General features: G+C 59.8%; 8 protein-coding genes. 2 read left to right on the forward strand and 6 right to left on the reverse strand.

The genetic code is table 11. The annotated features are described in order from the left end of the window. Positions 1–10 precede the first annotated feature (10 nt). Positions 11–568, forward strand: a complete 558-nt coding sequence (locus SH292x_RS18165) for a hypothetical protein (RefSeq protein ID WP_442482437.1) — start codon at positions 11–13, stop codon at positions 566–568. 268 nt (positions 569–836) lie between these two features. Then, a complete protein-coding gene (locus SH292x_RS18170) occupies positions 837–1823 on the forward strand; it encodes a transglutaminase-like domain-containing protein (RefSeq protein WP_442482438.1) in 987 nt (328 codons plus the stop codon). Between the two features lie 72 nt (positions 1824–1895). Here the strand turns inward: SH292x_RS18170 and SH292x_RS18175 are convergent, their stop codons facing one another. The 6 genes from SH292x_RS18175 to SH292x_RS18200 all read right to left on the reverse strand — a co-directional run bounded on the left by SH292x_RS18175 (position 1896) and on the right by SH292x_RS18200 (position 15554). Beyond that, positions 1896–2432 carry a TlpA family protein disulfide reductase gene (locus SH292x_RS18175; RefSeq protein WP_442482439.1) on the reverse strand — a complete coding sequence of 179 codons (537 nt, stop codon included), beginning with the start codon at positions 2430–2432 and terminating at the stop codon, positions 1896–1898. 32 nt (positions 2433–2464) lie between these two features. Beyond that, a complete protein-coding gene (locus tag SH292x_RS18180; RefSeq protein WP_442482440.1) occupies positions 2465–10501 on the reverse strand; it encodes a hypothetical protein in 8037 nt (2678 codons plus the stop codon). A 142-nt stretch (positions 10502–10643) separates the two neighbouring features. Beyond that, positions 10644–11891, reverse strand: a complete 1248-nt coding sequence (locus tag SH292x_RS18185; protein WP_442482441.1) for a type IV pilus modification PilV family protein — start codon at positions 11889–11891, stop codon at positions 10644–10646. 164 nt (positions 11892–12055) lie between these two features. Continuing rightward, positions 12056–13333 (reverse strand): pilus assembly FimT family protein, encoded by a 1278-nt coding sequence (locus SH292x_RS18190; protein ID WP_442482442.1) that lies wholly within the window; start codon positions 13331–13333, stop codon positions 12056–12058. 113 nt (positions 13334–13446) lie between these two features. Then, complete coding sequence (locus SH292x_RS18195) at positions 13447–14550, reverse strand: type II secretion system protein (RefSeq protein ID WP_442482443.1); 1104 nt, start codon at positions 14548–14550, stop codon at positions 13447–13449. Next, positions 14547–15554: a type II secretion system protein gene (locus SH292x_RS18200; protein WP_442482444.1), complete on the reverse strand. Its 1008-nt coding sequence runs from the start codon at positions 15552–15554 to the stop codon at positions 14547–14549. The genes SH292x_RS18195 and SH292x_RS18200 overlap by 4 nt, the downstream gene beginning before the upstream one ends. Positions 15555–15630: the final 76 nt, after the last annotated feature.

A 15630-nucleotide genomic window follows, 5' to 3' on the forward strand; every position in this document is an offset into this window, starting at 1 on the left:
TACCCGATCCATGAAACGCGCTCTCGTGCTTTTGGCCGCTTGCTTGCTGGTCTCCAGCTTCAGCGGTTGTACCAGTTGCTGCCGACGCGTTCGCAGCACGATTTGCCCCGGAGCTTGGTGCGGCTCGCGTGCCCCGGCGGCTGCTCCTATGATGGCCCCCATCGTGGCAACGCCCGTCGTGGCGACGCCGCAGATTGTGCCGCAGCAGCAGTGCATCCAGCCGCAGTACGTGCAGCCTCAACAAATCATTCAGCCACAGGTCATGCAGCCGCAAGTGGTGCAGCCACAGATGCAGATGGTCGCGCCGCAGTGCGTGCCATGCTGCCCCTGCCCTTGCCCACCTGTAATGTGCGACCCGTGCTGCTCGCCATGCGATGGGTTTAGCAGCTACGGAAGTTGTTGTGGCGGCGAGATGACTTCGGCCGGTTATGGCGGCGATTGCGGTTGCAGCGGAACTTACAGCGGGCCGGTCATCTCCGGCGAATCGCAACCCAGCGGCAACTGGCAGCAAGACACCCGCCAGCCGACCGATGCCGATACCGCGAATGACCCCAGCCCCGGTATCTGAGCGAACGTAAACAGCAAAAACCGAAACAGTCCGGGCCGCCGCCTCTCCCCAACCCCATGGCGGCCTATGCGGAACGCTCGCCTCCCCGCGATGCGTTCCGCCGAACAAGCCGCCCCGTCCTCCAAACGCCATCCTGAACGTTTGGGGCCGCACGGGGCGGTTTTTTTATTCTGCCTTCTTCATGCGGGCGGGGTAAAATAGGAGGAATGGCTCAACTTGGGCGACCACTCGCCCCCTGCCCCGCTTTCCGCCATCCCCGCCAAGAATCATGCGACATCTGCTCCTGCTCTCCTTCGCCCTGCTGCTTCTCGTCAGCACGGCGAACGCCCAATTGCTCGAAGCCCCCACGACCGGCACCACCGATCCCGAGCGGTTCGGCAAAAAAGAAACCGTCCAGTTCCGCGTCGGCGCCGAGATCACCGCCGCGCGGGGAGCTTGCCGCGACATTCGCGCGATGGTGGCCATCCCGCTGGAGTGCGACGAGCAGCACGTGGTGCGGATGAGCGAAGACTTCAGCCGCCACGTCGACAAGGTGACCTACCGCGACCTGGATGGCGGCGCCAAGCAAATGCTCATCACGGTCCCCTCCCTCGCCAGTGGCGAGACGGCCACCGCGGTGGTGACGTTCGAAGTCACCACCAACACGGTCGATCCCCCCGAGGACGAAGCGACCGCCGACCTAGTGCTTCCCAAGAAGCCCGAGCGGACCGTTCGCAAGTACCTAACCGAAAGCCCGATGATTCAAGTTCGGGACAGTCAGATTCGAACGCTGGCCCGCGACTTGTGGAGGAAGGCGGACGAGGAGCTCGAAGATCCCAACGACTGGCAGCGCGTCGAGTACTTGTACGATTACATGCTGGAGAACGTCAGCTACTCCGAAGGAGTCGATAAGAGCGCCGTCGATACGCTCCGCGACGGCAAGGCCGATTGTTTTGGTCGTAGCGCCGTCTTTATCGCGCTGTGCCGCGCGAACAAAGTGCCGGCCCGCGTGGTGTGGGTCGACCAACATGCGTACGCCGAGTTCTACCTCGAAGACGCCGAGGGCAATGGCTCCTGGTACCCCATCGAGTCCGCCGGCACGCGGGCGTTTGGCGGCATGCCACTTGCGCGAACCATCTTGCAGAAGGGCGACAACTTCCAGGTCCCCGAGCGACGCGGCGAGCGATTGTTCTACGCCTCGGATTACCTGCTTGCGTTACCGGTAGGCAACAGTGGCAAGCCGACGGTGAAGTACATTCGGGAAGTGGTGGAGTAGCGGCTGAAATGACCAATGACGAATTGGCAATGACCAATGCCTGGCGGGTGGGTGGGTTACCGCCCACTCTTTTCACTGCCCACTGTCGGCAATGATCTTCTCGAGCTGCCCGATGCTGCCGCCTTCTTCTCGGCTCATGCCTTCAACGCGGGCGACTTCTTTGCCGGCGGGGTCGAACAAGATCAGCGTGGGGAGGCCGCGGACGCCGAGGGCCATCTGGGCATTCCCGCCGCCGTAAGCGACAGGCCAATCGAAGCCGGGCACTGTGTCGATCGATTCTTGCACCAAACTCTTCACTGCATCTTCGGCAATTCCGATCACGATCACCTCGTCGCCAGGCCAGCGACTGCGGAACTCAGCCAGCTCGGGCATCGATGCCATGCAGGGCCCACACCAGGTGGCCCATGCGTCGACCACCACCCACTTGCCCTTGAGCGCATCGGCCGTGAGCGGCTCGGAGGTATTCAGCCACCCACCAACGTTGGCCTTCGGCAGCGGCGCGGGGAGCGGCAGCTGCGGGCGACCCCGCCACTGCCCAATCAGCACCGCCGAGGCGAACACCAGCACAAGCACAAACAGGGCCATCCCGGGCGTCGACTTCTGAGCCATGCTGCTGTTCTTTACCTTGGAACCTGTTGCCTTTAATCGATCCGGCGACGGAGCAAGATCGCGTCCTCGACGTTCACGTCCTCGCCCGGCTTGAACGCCACCGGCCGCGTGCGGTCGATGATGTAGAACGACCGATGCCGATCGACGTCGCCCGTCTCGCTCTTCAGCTCCTTACCAAGCTGATAGCCCTGCGGATAAACCTTATCATACAAGGCCCGAGCACGCAGCGGAGGATCGGCCGTGTCGCCAGTCTGGTTCCGGAACTTCTGCTGGACGTTGTTCTCGTCGGCATCCCAGTTCGGTGCCGGCAGGACTTCAAAGTACCCCACCGTCACCCACACCGCAAACACCCCGCTCCGCGTGGTGGTCAGGTTATCGATGCGAGTCAGCGGCATGTAATGCATCGCGGAGTTGCGAGGGGCGTCGACGCCGGGGGTGGAGGTGAGTTCGCTAAAGAGCGGGACAGCAACTTCAGGAGTGGGCGTTCCCGTCACCAGCGGAACGTCGTCGCTAGTCGGCCAACCCGCTTCTCGCGTATCGCTCACTAAGCCATTGCCGTTGTTATCGACTCCGGGCGCTCCCCATTGGAAGTTGGCACCAGGCCGCACCGGGTGGGCTCGAAGCATAGAGGCTGCCACACCGTCGTCCACCATGCTGGCAAGCGGGACTAAGTCGCCTGCTTCCGACGAGCGAAACGGATTGCCAAAGAACGAAGGTACATTGTTATTAAGTACTAGGTCGACGCGATCCACGCCACTTGCGTGATGCGCGAGAACCGGGTCGGTGTAACCACGGCGACTCCAGACAATGTCCTTCCACGCCGGACCCATGTGTCCATATCCGGGCTGGTTGTAGGCGATCGGATCTTGATCGCGAACTCGATGCATCAATCCGTCGAACACATCCGACCAAACGGCGATACCCGCGGGATTCGCGGGGGCCATGCTCGGCCCGCGCTGGCTCACTACCGTATTCAAATTCACCTTGCCCGGCTCGCGATAGTCGGGCACTCGGTTGAAGGGCGCGGCCATACCCGACCTTGGATCGTCAGGCGATGTCACGCCGGCCGCGCTGAAGGCGACCGGATTTAGTAGCGTATCGGTCGCCACGAAGCGGCTTGGCGTGTGCACGTAGTCGAGAATGCGATGGAAGTTCGCCGCCCCTACGCACGCCGGGTTCCCATTCGAGTCGGGCTCGATGTACGCAGGATCGCGGCTCACCTGCTTCAAGTTGATGAGGTGTCCAAAACCCGCGGTCATTCGCTTGTAGCGTTCCGCATTCGTGCGTTCGCCGTCGATGGGACTACTCGCATTGCCGGTTCGGAAGGCGGGGCCGGGATTATAGTCGTTCATCGCGGCGGTTTGGCCCGCCTTGGCGGAATCAAGTCCCGAGAACTTCCGCAAGAGTTCCATCGAACTCCACGCCGGCACCTGCAACAATTCGCTCTCACTCACAAACGGGCGATTGTTCCAAGTCATCCACGGAGCCGTTGAAGTCACTCCCGTTGCTTGATCCGGCCGCGGCGCACCAAGCGCCGGACCCATGGTCTGTGCTTGCTGCTGGTTGCCCAAATCGTCGCCGACCACATCCGTGGGGTCGATCATATTGGCAGCCAAGCCCGTCTCCGGACGCAGGTAGGTGGCTCCGAGGGACTGGTTCGGCAATCCCAGCGAGTGCCCGAAGAAGTAGTCGAAATGGTTTTCCGAAATGGCATGATCCGTCTGCACTGCGTTCGGGAAGATGCGCGACCGCATGGTCGGAGCCCGACCTTCGTTCGGAAGTCCAGCGGCTCGCAAGGCGAGGAACGTGTCCTGGTTCAACGTCCATCGTTGCGGGAACTCTGCTGCATTACCCACCGTGCGGCGAAGCTGGCTCGTCCGCTCGCGAGAGTAGAATCCATCGTAGCTCCCAGCCTGTGCTTGGCTGCTGCTCGCGCCATTGAACACCGTGAGGTCCACGGCCGTCGAATCGACGGTCAAGTACGGATTCACCGGCCACCTTGCGTCGTGATGCGTGAAATTCTTCTTCGTCGGATCGTCTGAGGCCGCTAAGTAACCAGGAGGCGGATTCCAAGGAAGCGTCGGATCGGCGAGCCGCTGCAAATGCACTACGCGGAATTTGGGCAAGAACTTAGGAGTTTTCTCAGCTTCGTCGAACTCGGGATCCACATCAAATGGCGTGTCGAAGTGGGCGGGACTTTCCGTTCCATCGATCACATTGACGAACGCGCCTTCACCATTCGCCGCTTCGGGCTTCCATTCTTGTCCTTCGTCGCCCGACCCACTTTCGAGGTAGAACAATTCGCGGGCGCGGACGCCATAACCATATGCTGGCTCCGAAATGTTCATGTCGTCCACGGGGATCGCCACCACCGGTGCCAGGATTTGGGATCCTGCGCTGGCGGTAGGTGGATCGGCTGTCTCGGCCGTGATGTTCACGACATCACTCTGGCTCTGCTGATTTCGATTGGCAAGATTACGAAGCGTCATCAGCTCGCCTGCACGATCACCGTCCGTTGCGCCGGGAATGCCACCGTTGGCACCTACGAGCAACTGTTGCACAAACGGATTGGTCGAAGGCTGCAACTCGATCCGGCGCGTTCCCAGAATGGCACCCAGGTGATCGGCGTCGGTGGTCTCGTTCTGTGGTTCAGCTCCGCCGTTGGCAGTCAGCAGATTGCGGCCAATGGTCGTAATGTACCGAGTCCGACCACCACTGGCGGCCGGGACTCGATCAGTCGGGTAGACCGTACCCGCTTCGCCAATCACGCCGTACCGACCTGGCATGATAGGAGCAATACGTACGTCTCGGCGGCCGACAGCCTGCTGCGTGGCGACGAAGCGGTGGGGCATTGAAACCAAATCAACTGTGCCCGACCCGCTGACGAGGGTCTGTGTCCCTAAGTCGATGTAATTAAGCGGAATCCGAACTCGCAAGTCTTCGTAATACTTGCGTAACAGAGGCCCTTTATCGAGGTCGTGGTATGATCTTTGTACGCTACCTGGGGTCGCTCTCGAATTGCCACTCTCCAATTCGCGCGTGTGACTGAAGAAGGGCGTATCACCCGAGGTGAAATACATCTCGCGTTCGATATAAGGATACGGCTTCGAGAACATCTCCCGCGTCAGATCGCGCACTTGTTCATTTTTTGGGCTATTCGCGGGTCTGGTTTCGCTACCCGTCTTTCGCTGCTGCCATGTCGACATCTTCCATGGCTGCTGGACGTTAGAGAAGTCAGCGGTCGTCCAAGGCGGGATGAAGAACATCTCGTCCCAGTCCATGTTCATCGGCGCGAGCCATGGCCGCTGGGCCACTTGCGCCACGCCCATGATCGCCCGGTGGTAGTCCATTAACGGTGTAGGCGTTCCATCTTCTGCGGTAGGAGGCGGGACCAGATTGCCCACATGCGATGTCGCTGGGTCCCGCGACGTAATACCTGGCACGTCGACAGTATCCGTCCCACTTTCGTAAGGATGGTAGGCGGGATGCTCTTCGACCACGATGATCCGCCACACGGGCGAGCGGCGAACAATGCCGAGTTCATCGGTGTGCGCGCGGTCGGAAAGTCGATCGAGAAGTACCCCTTCGACGATCTGGTCGGTACCTTGATCGTACCGGCCATTGTTGTTGATGTCGGCAAAGCTAAACGAATCGAGCTCGTTGATATCACCATCGCCATTTCGATCAACTGGAAACAGTCGATAATCCGCGTGACGGTATAGCTCCACCGGCTTGGGTGCGTCGCCGGAGTTAGGGTTGTAGACTTCGACGTACAGGGACCCGCGAGGCTCCAGGCGCTGGTCGAGGTCATCGTCTTGCGGACGATTCGTATCTTGAGTGGGAGCCGTAGTATTGTCCCCTTCATCGGCCGTGGTCGCACGGTCTTCTTGCCGCATGTCGTGGAACGCGAGCGTCTCGCTAATCAACAGCTCCGGCCGCTCGGCACCCCAGACTAGGCCCCGTGTGGCGTTGTCGTCACGAATTTGGTTGCCGCCGGCACCATACCGCGGCGTAGGATTGGTGATGACCTTGGCGCCGTTGACTCCCATGTTCGCCCAATCGATGTACTGGGCGTGGTTCTCGTCGGTCGCGGGGTCGCCGTCCAGCGGAAAGTACGTGTCGTCCGTAAGATCGTCGAGCGTGCCGCCGTCGGTCACGGTGCCCCAGCCATCCCACGGGTACTCGTCGTACTCGAACGGTGTGTTGGTCGAGTCGCTGTCGCGGAAGTCGACGCAATTGATCGCCCATTGGGCAATCTGGCGGCAGGTGTAGCGACGGTGAGCCTCTAGCTTGGCCTGATACGCGTTAATCGGCGGTTGCGTGTTGACTCTCAGTAGAATTGACTTCACACGCAGATAGGCCCGACCCGAAGGGTCGGCCGGATCGTACGGCGCGAGGTAGTCCTCGTCCATCAGCACCATCATCAGCATGTAGAGATGCCGAGCGTAGAGCTGGCGAGCGAGGTGGGCATCGTCGCGGAGGATTCCATCCGGCGTAACGGTACGGCCGGTTACGTCTTTGCCCATTGTGCTATTGAGTAGGGCTGCGGTGCCGCCGAGTTGCGAGGCCCAGAGATTATCTACGAGTGGTTCTAGCACCCCATCATTGTTGACATCAACGTAATCCGATTTGTCGTTCGGATCGATTGGATTCCATACATCATCGCCATTGGCATCTGCGTAGAAACGTCCGTCGCCATCGAGGTCTATAAACGGCTCATTTTCCCAAATCCCATTACCGTCAGTGTCGAGCCACGGCTCGCCACCTTCCAACGGTTCATCCACAATTCCATTGCCGTTGTTGTCCCGCCCGTCGCCGAACGGCCGATTGATGTCCATCTTGTAGCCGGCGAGCACCTCCGGCGGCAGCAGTTGGTCGCAGATGTTGTTTAGGATCGCGACGGCATCGGGATTGTTCCAATTGTAAATAGGAAGTTGTCGCTTCTCTCTCGCCCGCTGAATGCGATACCACACGACATCGACGAACCGGGCCTCCGCGACGCTTTTGCCGGTGTACGAAGCGAAGTCGTCAGACCACGCCGACATGAATAGCGGGTTGTTCGAATCGACGCGGAAGAACCCGATCTCGCCCATCCCAGTTTGTGGGTTGAAAGGAACCGCGTCGTCGATCGGTTCGCCATTCCCGTCCGAGTCCTGCCCATCATCATCTTGTCCCACGATACCCGGAGCTCCGTCCGGGCCAAGCTCGGTGATGTAGCTCGGCACCACGTCCGAGGGGGTCGGAATCTCGTAGCTGTCGGTCGTCACTTGCCGGCTGTTGATGCCGGTGACGGTTTGGGCGTACGCAAGGTTCTGCTCGGCCGACCCGATGTTAATGGTCGAGGCGTACTTCACCGGATCGAACGCGTCGACGATGTCGAGCAAACGACTCGGCGCCGTGCCGGTCTCCGGATCGTAACGACGGAGCAGGCGCTCAAGCTCGCTAGTGGCGAACAGGGCATCGTCGTTCACGGCGATACCAGTAGTTCCGAAACTAGCCAGGGCAGCACGCGTCGTCTGCTCGTCGGGCACGCCGCGGCGGCCGTCCTTCGAAAGGTAAGTTTCGTAGGGCGATTCGTCGACGAGCGGAGTAAGCGACCGACCTATGTAGTTGCCATAACCATCGTAAGACGACTCGAACACAGGCTGCCCCGTGTAGTCGACGCCTAGCGCATAGCGTCCACGAAGGTCGGGAGTAGTGGCAAACGCAGAGGGTGCCAGGTAAGGGATAAGATTTGGGTCGCCCGTCGAGTTATACTGTTGTTGTGCGCGCAAGTGATCCACAACTGGAAATCCCACGAACTCAAAGGCGAGGCTGGGCTCACGGGAGGCGTTGACCGAATTAACATCGGCACTGTTCAAGTTCCTTCCCGGGCCCAATGTGGGAGCAGCATTAATGCTGCCCATGCGACCCCAGTTTGCATCGGAGCCTGGGTCCGCCGCGAGACGCCCAAAAAACAATCGCGCGTAGTCGTCGTAGACTGGGCTCCCAGGGGCAATCCGCGGATCACCATAGTTCGATAAGAACGCCGGGCTGTAAGGCTGTGTCAGAGGCGAGAGTATTGACCGCAAGTTGATATCACCTGGCCCCCAACCCATTCCGTGAGGCATTACCTCCGAGGACCAAAGCATAGTGGGAACTCCAAGTCGGCGTTGATCACCGGCAGCCAGATTTCCGAGTTCCTGATTTCCATCTCCGAAGATGTTGTTGTTGTCGCTTGCACGATTCAACGCATCCAACTGTGCCGCAGCAAAGTGATCCGGCGACCCGTGCGCGTTCACGTTCAAGCGGTTGTCGAGGTCGACGATCAGGAAGGCGTAGAGTGGTTTGTAGAGCGTGCCGTTCTCGGTCTCTTGCACGGGGTCGCCCAGGTCGACCCACACGCTGTCGTTGATGCCGTCGTTGTCGTTGTCGACGTCCCACGGCCCGACGACTTCCCACGCGGGGAAGCGGATGTCGTTGTTCACGGAAAGACGCTGTCTTGTTCCGGTGGGAGATAAAGTGCCGCTGTAAGTTGAGGCAGCATTTCCTCCGTCAAAACTGGGGTGATCTTCGCGAATTGGCCTAAGCGAGATCTTCCGCTTGATGCCAGCGATCTGATCGTTGATCGGTGTACCAACACCTGTAAGTCCATTCGCTCCATACGGTGCTAGGATCGTCGCAGCCCGAACGTTCTCATCTGTCAGCTGATTGGCTAGCCACGGGGCATCGTGCAGCCGCTGGTACCAGTAATTGATGAGCGCTGGTTGGTGGAAAGACGGGACAATGGTGTTCTCCATGTCGGGCCGCATCGCCACCTGAGCGTTATTTATCATCAACTGAACGCCATTAGTATCTCCCAGTTCTACCTGCACCCCATTCGCATCAATCAAGCTCGCCGTCGCTCGCGGCGACACGGGCATGTGGGCGAGGAACATGTTTTGGTAGTCGACCGCGTCGTACGACTCGTTGCTACCGCCAGGACCTTCGGCAGTGGGGTAGAGATTTTGCCCCTGGCCGAAATTACCGAAGGGTTGAAACCCCGCAGTCGGATGGTTCGACCCGATCATCGAAACACCAGTTGTCGGGTGATACTGCGACAGCCCGCTCGGAAAGAATCGGTAGTTGGGCGTCAGGGCGACCTCGTGCATGTCCAGAGGGTTGCCGCCTTGATCGAGCTGCACCTCAACAGTGCTCAACTTCGCCGCGCCACGCTGCGCCAGTCGATTGAGACCAGCGCCGGTACCGCTATTCGCGCGGCCATTGACCATAAAGGCGTAGCCAGCGACGTCGAGAAGTTCGACGTCTCTTGCAGCCACAGAACTCTTGCCAGGAGTCATCGCCGCGCCGTTTGATGCCGGAAATGCCATCACTCGCAATCGCACAATCGGACGGGGGCTGTTCCCATTGGGCGTGGGCTGCTGGACATAGTCGACCACCTGCGAGCTAATGATTCGGGTCGATTGCCCCGCCGCTGGACCCGCGAGCATCGTGAGGATGCAACCCGCGTGGTAATTCTTGGCGGTCTCCAAATCGTGGTCCACGGTGAACCCCGTGGGCGACCGCTCTAACTTGATGACGTGCTGCGAGTCCGGAAGCTCACCAGGAAGCGCAAGCGGATCTACCACATAGAGGTCAATGAATTGCCCCTGGGTATGTCCTAGCAGCGGGGGAGTTGTGAGCGACCCAGCGCTCGGTAGCGAGGCACCCGAATACTGGGCCATCAAGTCGCGACGCGCGTTCTCCGGAACCATCACTTCCGCAATAAACCCATCGCTCCCATACACATCGCGCAGCAAGCTGTGATACCTAATCGACGAGCTGGGGTTGTTCGTGTCGCGGAGCACTTGCAGCATGGCCCGCTCCATCAGGTCGGCGGGGTTGTTGGTCGTGCGATTCAGCTTGCCGGCTTCTTTGCCCGTCGTGGCGTAGAAGCGGCTCGACACCAAAAACGCGGTGCCCAGCAGCAAGAACAGCGCGAGCATGCTCAGCACCACCATCAGCAGCACGCCGCGACGATCGCGACGCTGGGCGCGGAGCATCCACCGAGTGCGGCGAGCATGCAGCTTGCGGAGTTGGTTACGACTCATCTCTCGTGTCCCGTTTTTAAAGTGCCCTCAGCGACTTGCCGGCGCTGTAGGCGGTAGGTGTAAGTAGTGGGCGGTTGGCGGTGAGCGGCGGGCGGTAAAGGGGAAGTGATCAAGACTGCTCACTGCCCACCGCCCACTCGCTTCAGCGCGAATAGGGTCCCTGCGACTCTAGCCGCATCGTCTTGGTATGCACGGCCACCGCGCCGGGGAAAATGCCCACGCGAACCGGTGTGCCAGCCGTCTTCCACGGCCAATCAGGACCGCGAAGGCCGATGCGGCGCTGCGTGGTCTCGTTTGTGAACTGAGCCGGGCCGTTGCCTTGGTTATCCGGTGTGTCGTTGATCGACAGCACGCGGTACCACTGCGAGAAGAACAGGGGTTCGATCTCGCTGCTCGATGGGTGCGGTGCGCTGACCATCACCCACTGGCCGACCTTGAAGTCGTCGTAGGCGTCGGTCAGCGGGTCGGAGTCGAGCAAGATCTCGCCGCCGCCGGTGCCGGTCGAAACGATGTAGCCCTTCACCAGCGACTCGGTGGTCGAGATGCTCGCGATCGGCCGCTTGTAGAACACGATGACCGACACGTCGAAGTAGTACGCCGACGGATTGAGCCCAATCGCTTCGCGGGCATCGCTCTGCGTGGGGGCGACCATCGCCATCCACGAATAGTCGCCACGATTTTGACGGGCGACGGCGACAGTGTCGCCGCTCGAGTTCTGTCCTTTGATCACTTGCTGCTGCGAGGGGTTGTCCCCTTCTTCCGGCAGATCGAACGCAATGTCGTCACCGCTCATGTAGAGGCTTCGCGCGACGGGCTCCGAGGGAAGGACGTTGCCCATGACCATCGACTTCGTGCAAAGCCGACGCACCGGCCATGTCCCATCGAATTCATTCGCGCTGAAATCCATCGGGGTCGCGAGGCGCATGGGTGCCATCGTCAGTTGCGTCAGGGTGCTATCGCCAGCCCGAAATGCTCCCGCCGTTCCTAGCGGATCGATGATGTACACGAATCCCGCGGCCGCGTTCATCTGGGTCTGGTAGTCGGCTTCACCGCTGTTGATTCGCACGGCGGCGTTGGCCGACATCCAGTTTCGCATTGCCTGCCCCATCGGCTGGTAGACGCCATTGGGTGCATCCCACGCCCGCCAGTTCTCGGGGTTCAAATCTCCCCGCGCCACCAAGTCGGCGAAGGCGGCTTGGGCGATGGCGGCGCCGCGGTCGGCGACTTCGCCCTTTTGCATGAAGTAGCTCCCCACCGGAAACATGGCCGCCGCGCCCAATAGCCCGACGGCGAGGATGCCGATCGAAATCAGCACCTCGGTCAGCGTCACGCCGTGGCGCGGCGAGGGGCTGGAGGCTAGGGTCTGGGGACTGGGGATGAAGAGTTGCATTTGGTTGTCTCGGTTCTCAGCTTTGCCCCTGAGAAGTTTTTTGTACCTCCCTACTCCGTAGGGAGAGGCCACTTAGATCAGTTCGTAGTTCGGTTCCGTTATCAAAGTTTGTAAGCGTCGCGATCCGCTTCTCCACACGTAGTGTGGAGGTTCTATGGGTACTATCAGCCGCCGCCGATCCGCCGCATGCCGCGGGCGAACTCCTGGGCCGCGGTGATCTGGGTGCGTCGCCGATTCATCTCTGTGTCACCATTGCCATCGAAATTAACCGTCGTCACCGGTAGACGCACTCGTGCATTTTCTGTCGTCACTACAGCACCGGTCGAAGCGCCGATCGATACCCAGCGACTCTCAAGATTTAAGTGGTTGAGCTTTGCCTTCTCTAATTCGTTCTCGGTTTCGCTGCCGCCTTCCAAGTTCAATGTCTGGTCGGCCGGGATAAGTTCTCGACGGCCCACCAGTAGCGACACGCTGGACGACGGGGTGACAGGCGTATTGTCCACGCCGAGACTAAGGTTCTCTGCATTTAGTACGCGGCTGTACTGAACTCGTTCGATGCTCCCCTCGGGGCTGAACATGATGTAGACCGGGGATATAACGTTTGCACCGGCTTGGAACGGCAATTCGCCCATGATTCCGGAGACTTCCAGGTCAATCGCGCTCCCCTCGGGCATCTGGTACGGGTCGCCCGAAGCCGGCACCGGCTGGCGGTAAATCTTGTACGGGGCGGGCTCCGTCCAGTAAGGGGCGGCGTTCCCCATCTGGAGAAGCGCCGGCGTCAATCGGGTTCCGTCGTTGGCGTACACCGGCTTCAACGCTTGGCCGGTAGAGTTCAGGGGGATGCCGATTAGCTGAACGATGTTGGTTGGTGACCCCGTGTTACCGATGAGGTAGCCGGTCGCTGCATCCACTCTCCCAGCTTCGCCCGAAAGCTGATACCGGGTCCCCATCACTTCTACGACGTCGCCTTCGCGAAGTAGCAAATTGGGCAGAAGGTCGGCCCGCCATCCCGGCGGGAGGACGCTACTATTAGCGGCGGTCGAATCACGAGCAACGAACTCGATTCGCACTGTCTGGTAGGCAGCGTAGGTCCCGAAGGTACTCGAATTGATCGCCACGCGAACTCGCGAGTTCTCATCGAACCCCGCGTACGGCACTGGCTGTTCGACCGAGATCACTTCGAGACACACGCCCGCGTCGCCAGCGTTGCCCGTTTCGGCCGACAGACGCTTGAGCGCCACACCATAGGGCCTTTGCGTGCTAACCGCCTTGGCCTGGGCCTGGGCGATGTACATGTTGAGCCCCCGCGATGCTTCGCGGAGCCGCCGCTCCATGGTCGACGGCGTTAAGAGCGGCAGCGCCGCCGCCGTGAGCGTGGCGAGGATGACGATGACGATCAGGAGTTCGATCAAGGTCATGCCACGGCGGAATAGCTGCGGCATTGGATGACTCGAATGGGGAATGCGGAAGGGGGAAGGAGGAACAAGCGCAGAGCGACCATGGAGCTCGCCTTGGCTTCGTTCCGCGTTCACCTTTCGCCGTTCCGAATTCATGATCATTCGCCCGTCAAGTTGTGATTGGTGATGTTGTCGACGGATTCGTCGCTGATCGATTCACCGAGGTAGCCACTTGGTGAGGCGTAAGGATCCGCGATGGCTACATAATTGGGTGCCTCTTGCAGGCCAGAAGCCTCATCCGATCCAAGAGAGTAGATCAGCGGCATCAATCGAAATCCGCGCGGACCTGTGTTGCTCGGATTGGGATAACTATCCACTCGAAACATATCAAATGGGTCGTGATCGACGGCAATGGCCTCAACTACTTTGTTGGTTTCGCCGGCACTTACCAATTTGTTCAATGCGGGAACATTGTTTTGCTTGCTCGAATCGAATCCAGCCGGCCACCGGATGAAACTGATGGGGTTTCCCCAACCATCGAGAAACTCGTACGCCCCATCGCCATCGGTGTCGCCGATGCTGCTCTCATTGAATAAGCCGCGTGCTTCGCCGTCCGAAGTGGCATGCATGACGAATAAGTACAGGCACTCGGCGCTTTCGTTCGCCAGAATGTCGTCTCTAGAGACATTGGCATTTGCCATCGCAAAATACTGCCGGCGGTACGTCTCAATTATTGGTGTTGGACCCTTGAAAGTGGATCCCTCATTGGGAGCCAAAAAATCTGGGTCGCGGAAAGTTGCATTCTTAGGATCACTTGGGACTTGGCCGAGCAACACATCGCTCCAACGATCTGGCATCTCCATTTTCATCAACTCCCGAAGTGCCGAAAGGCGGTACTTGGCTTGGTCGATGCTGCGCTTGCCTTGCAACGAGGACTTCACCGGCGCCCGTCGATCTTTATACGTGTCGTACTGCTGCATCACCAAGCTGTTGATCTTGGCGACCATGCTCTTGCTCCGCGAGCCGCGGGCCTGCTCGGCCGACGTGGCCGCCACGCCCAAGAGCATCGCCGACAGGATGGCGATGATGGAGATGACGATGAGCAGTTCCACGAGGGTGAAGCCGGATCGCGAGTTGGCAGCAGGTCCTCGGGCCAAGGGGGAATGAGGAAGGGTGAAGGGGGAATTCGAAGCGCGCACCTTCATCCCAACGCTTGCGCGTCTTTCCGCCTTCCGCCTTCCGCCTTCCAAATTCCAGATCATGGCTGCGAATCCTCGAGGGTACGACCGGTGGAGAAGTTCGTAATCGTGTCGGCAAGCTCGCCCGTCCAAGGACCATCGGGGTAGAGGATGCCGCCGTAGGAAGTGGTGCCAGCTTGGGTCCAATCGACGGGAAGGCCCTCGGCCGCGAAGTTACCCCATGCGTCGTCTAGTCCGCACGACAGAATCTGGCACTTTCCGTCGTTGGCTAGGCGAAGGTTTCCGATGGTGGTGCCACCCGTGGCATTGGCCTTCAAAATGGCCAGCGGCGAAAGCTCCTGGCTGCCGTAGGCGACCTTGTACTTTGGTTTGCTCGACGCATCGAAGTACGCGTAGGGCTGGGTGAGATTCCGAGGAAAGTAGACCCAGAGATTAATTTGTCTCGTAATACTGCTGTCGGCAGGATCGGGATACTCGATGTAGCGGCCACCATAAGCATTACCACCGGAATCACGTGGGCCCATTCTAGTAACGTCGAACAAGCCAATGCCCTTCCGAGAGGCCAGATCCTCGCCTTGCAACTTATTAAACGAAGGTCCGCCCGGCCCGCTAATCGGATACTTGGGGTCAGAACTGAATCCCCCCAACCAGAAGGGAATCGCCTCGAAAGGGGTGAGGCCGATCGCCTCGGGTGTGCCACTAGCCTGACCAAGCCGGTAGTCACCGTCCGCGATGCCAGTAGCGAGCAACTCGATTAACTTCGGGGACTCCCTATGCTGCGGAAACGCTTTGTTGAAGTGTCGCTTGAAGCTGTTGAAGGCCTCAGCATTGGTCGTGTTATTCTGTGGTAAGTACGTCAGATTGGGTGGATACGATCCCGCCGAAACATCGTTTGTGTAGGCGGTGAACGCATCAGCGATCTGCCCAGCTTCGACCTTAATCGCCGCCTCGCGCGATGCACGCATCGCCGCGCTACCTGCCACCAGCAGCAGCGAGGCGAGCGCCGCGATGATGCCGATCACTACCAAGAGTTCGACCAGGGTGAAGCCGGATGGAGATCGTTTCATGTTAGCGCCCCTCAATGAGCAGGATGGGTTCTGGTGGTTATATTGGGTCCGACGGCAGTCGGCATGGGGGTTGAAC

The organism is Aeoliella fuhlenseeensis, from assembly GCF_052161615.1.
Taxonomy (GTDB): domain Bacteria; phylum Planctomycetota; class Planctomycetia; order Pirellulales; family Lacipirellulaceae; genus Aeoliella.

Bases quoted from the DNA above. Each gene is read 5' to 3' on its own strand.
- SH292x_RS18170 (WP_442482438.1), top strand. From the start codon at position 837: ATGCGACATCTGCTCCTGCTCTCCTTCGCCCTGCTGCTTCTCGTCAGC.
- SH292x_RS18185 (WP_442482441.1), bottom strand. From the start codon at position 11,891: ATGCAACTCTTCATCCCCAGTCCCCAGACCCTAGCCTCCAGCCCCTCG.
- SH292x_RS18165 (WP_442482437.1), top strand. From the start codon at position 11: ATGAAACGCGCTCTCGTGCTTTTGGCCGCTTGCTTGCTGGTCTCCAGC.
- SH292x_RS18200 (WP_442482444.1), bottom strand. From the start codon at position 15,554: ATGAAACGATCTCCATCCGGCTTCACCCTGGTCGAACTCTTGGTAGTG.
- SH292x_RS18195 (WP_442482443.1), bottom strand. From the start codon at position 14,550: ATGATCTGGAATTTGGAAGGCGGAAGGCGGAAGGCGGAAAGACGCGCA.
- SH292x_RS18180 (WP_442482440.1), bottom strand. From the start codon at position 10,501: ATGAGTCGTAACCAACTCCGCAAGCTGCATGCTCGCCGCACTCGGTGG.
- SH292x_RS18190 (WP_442482442.1), bottom strand. From the start codon at position 13,333: ATGCCGCAGCTATTCCGCCGTGGCATGACCTTGATCGAACTCCTGATC.
- SH292x_RS18175 (WP_442482439.1), bottom strand. From the start codon at position 2,432: ATGGCTCAGAAGTCGACGCCCGGGATGGCCCTGTTTGTGCTTGTGCTG.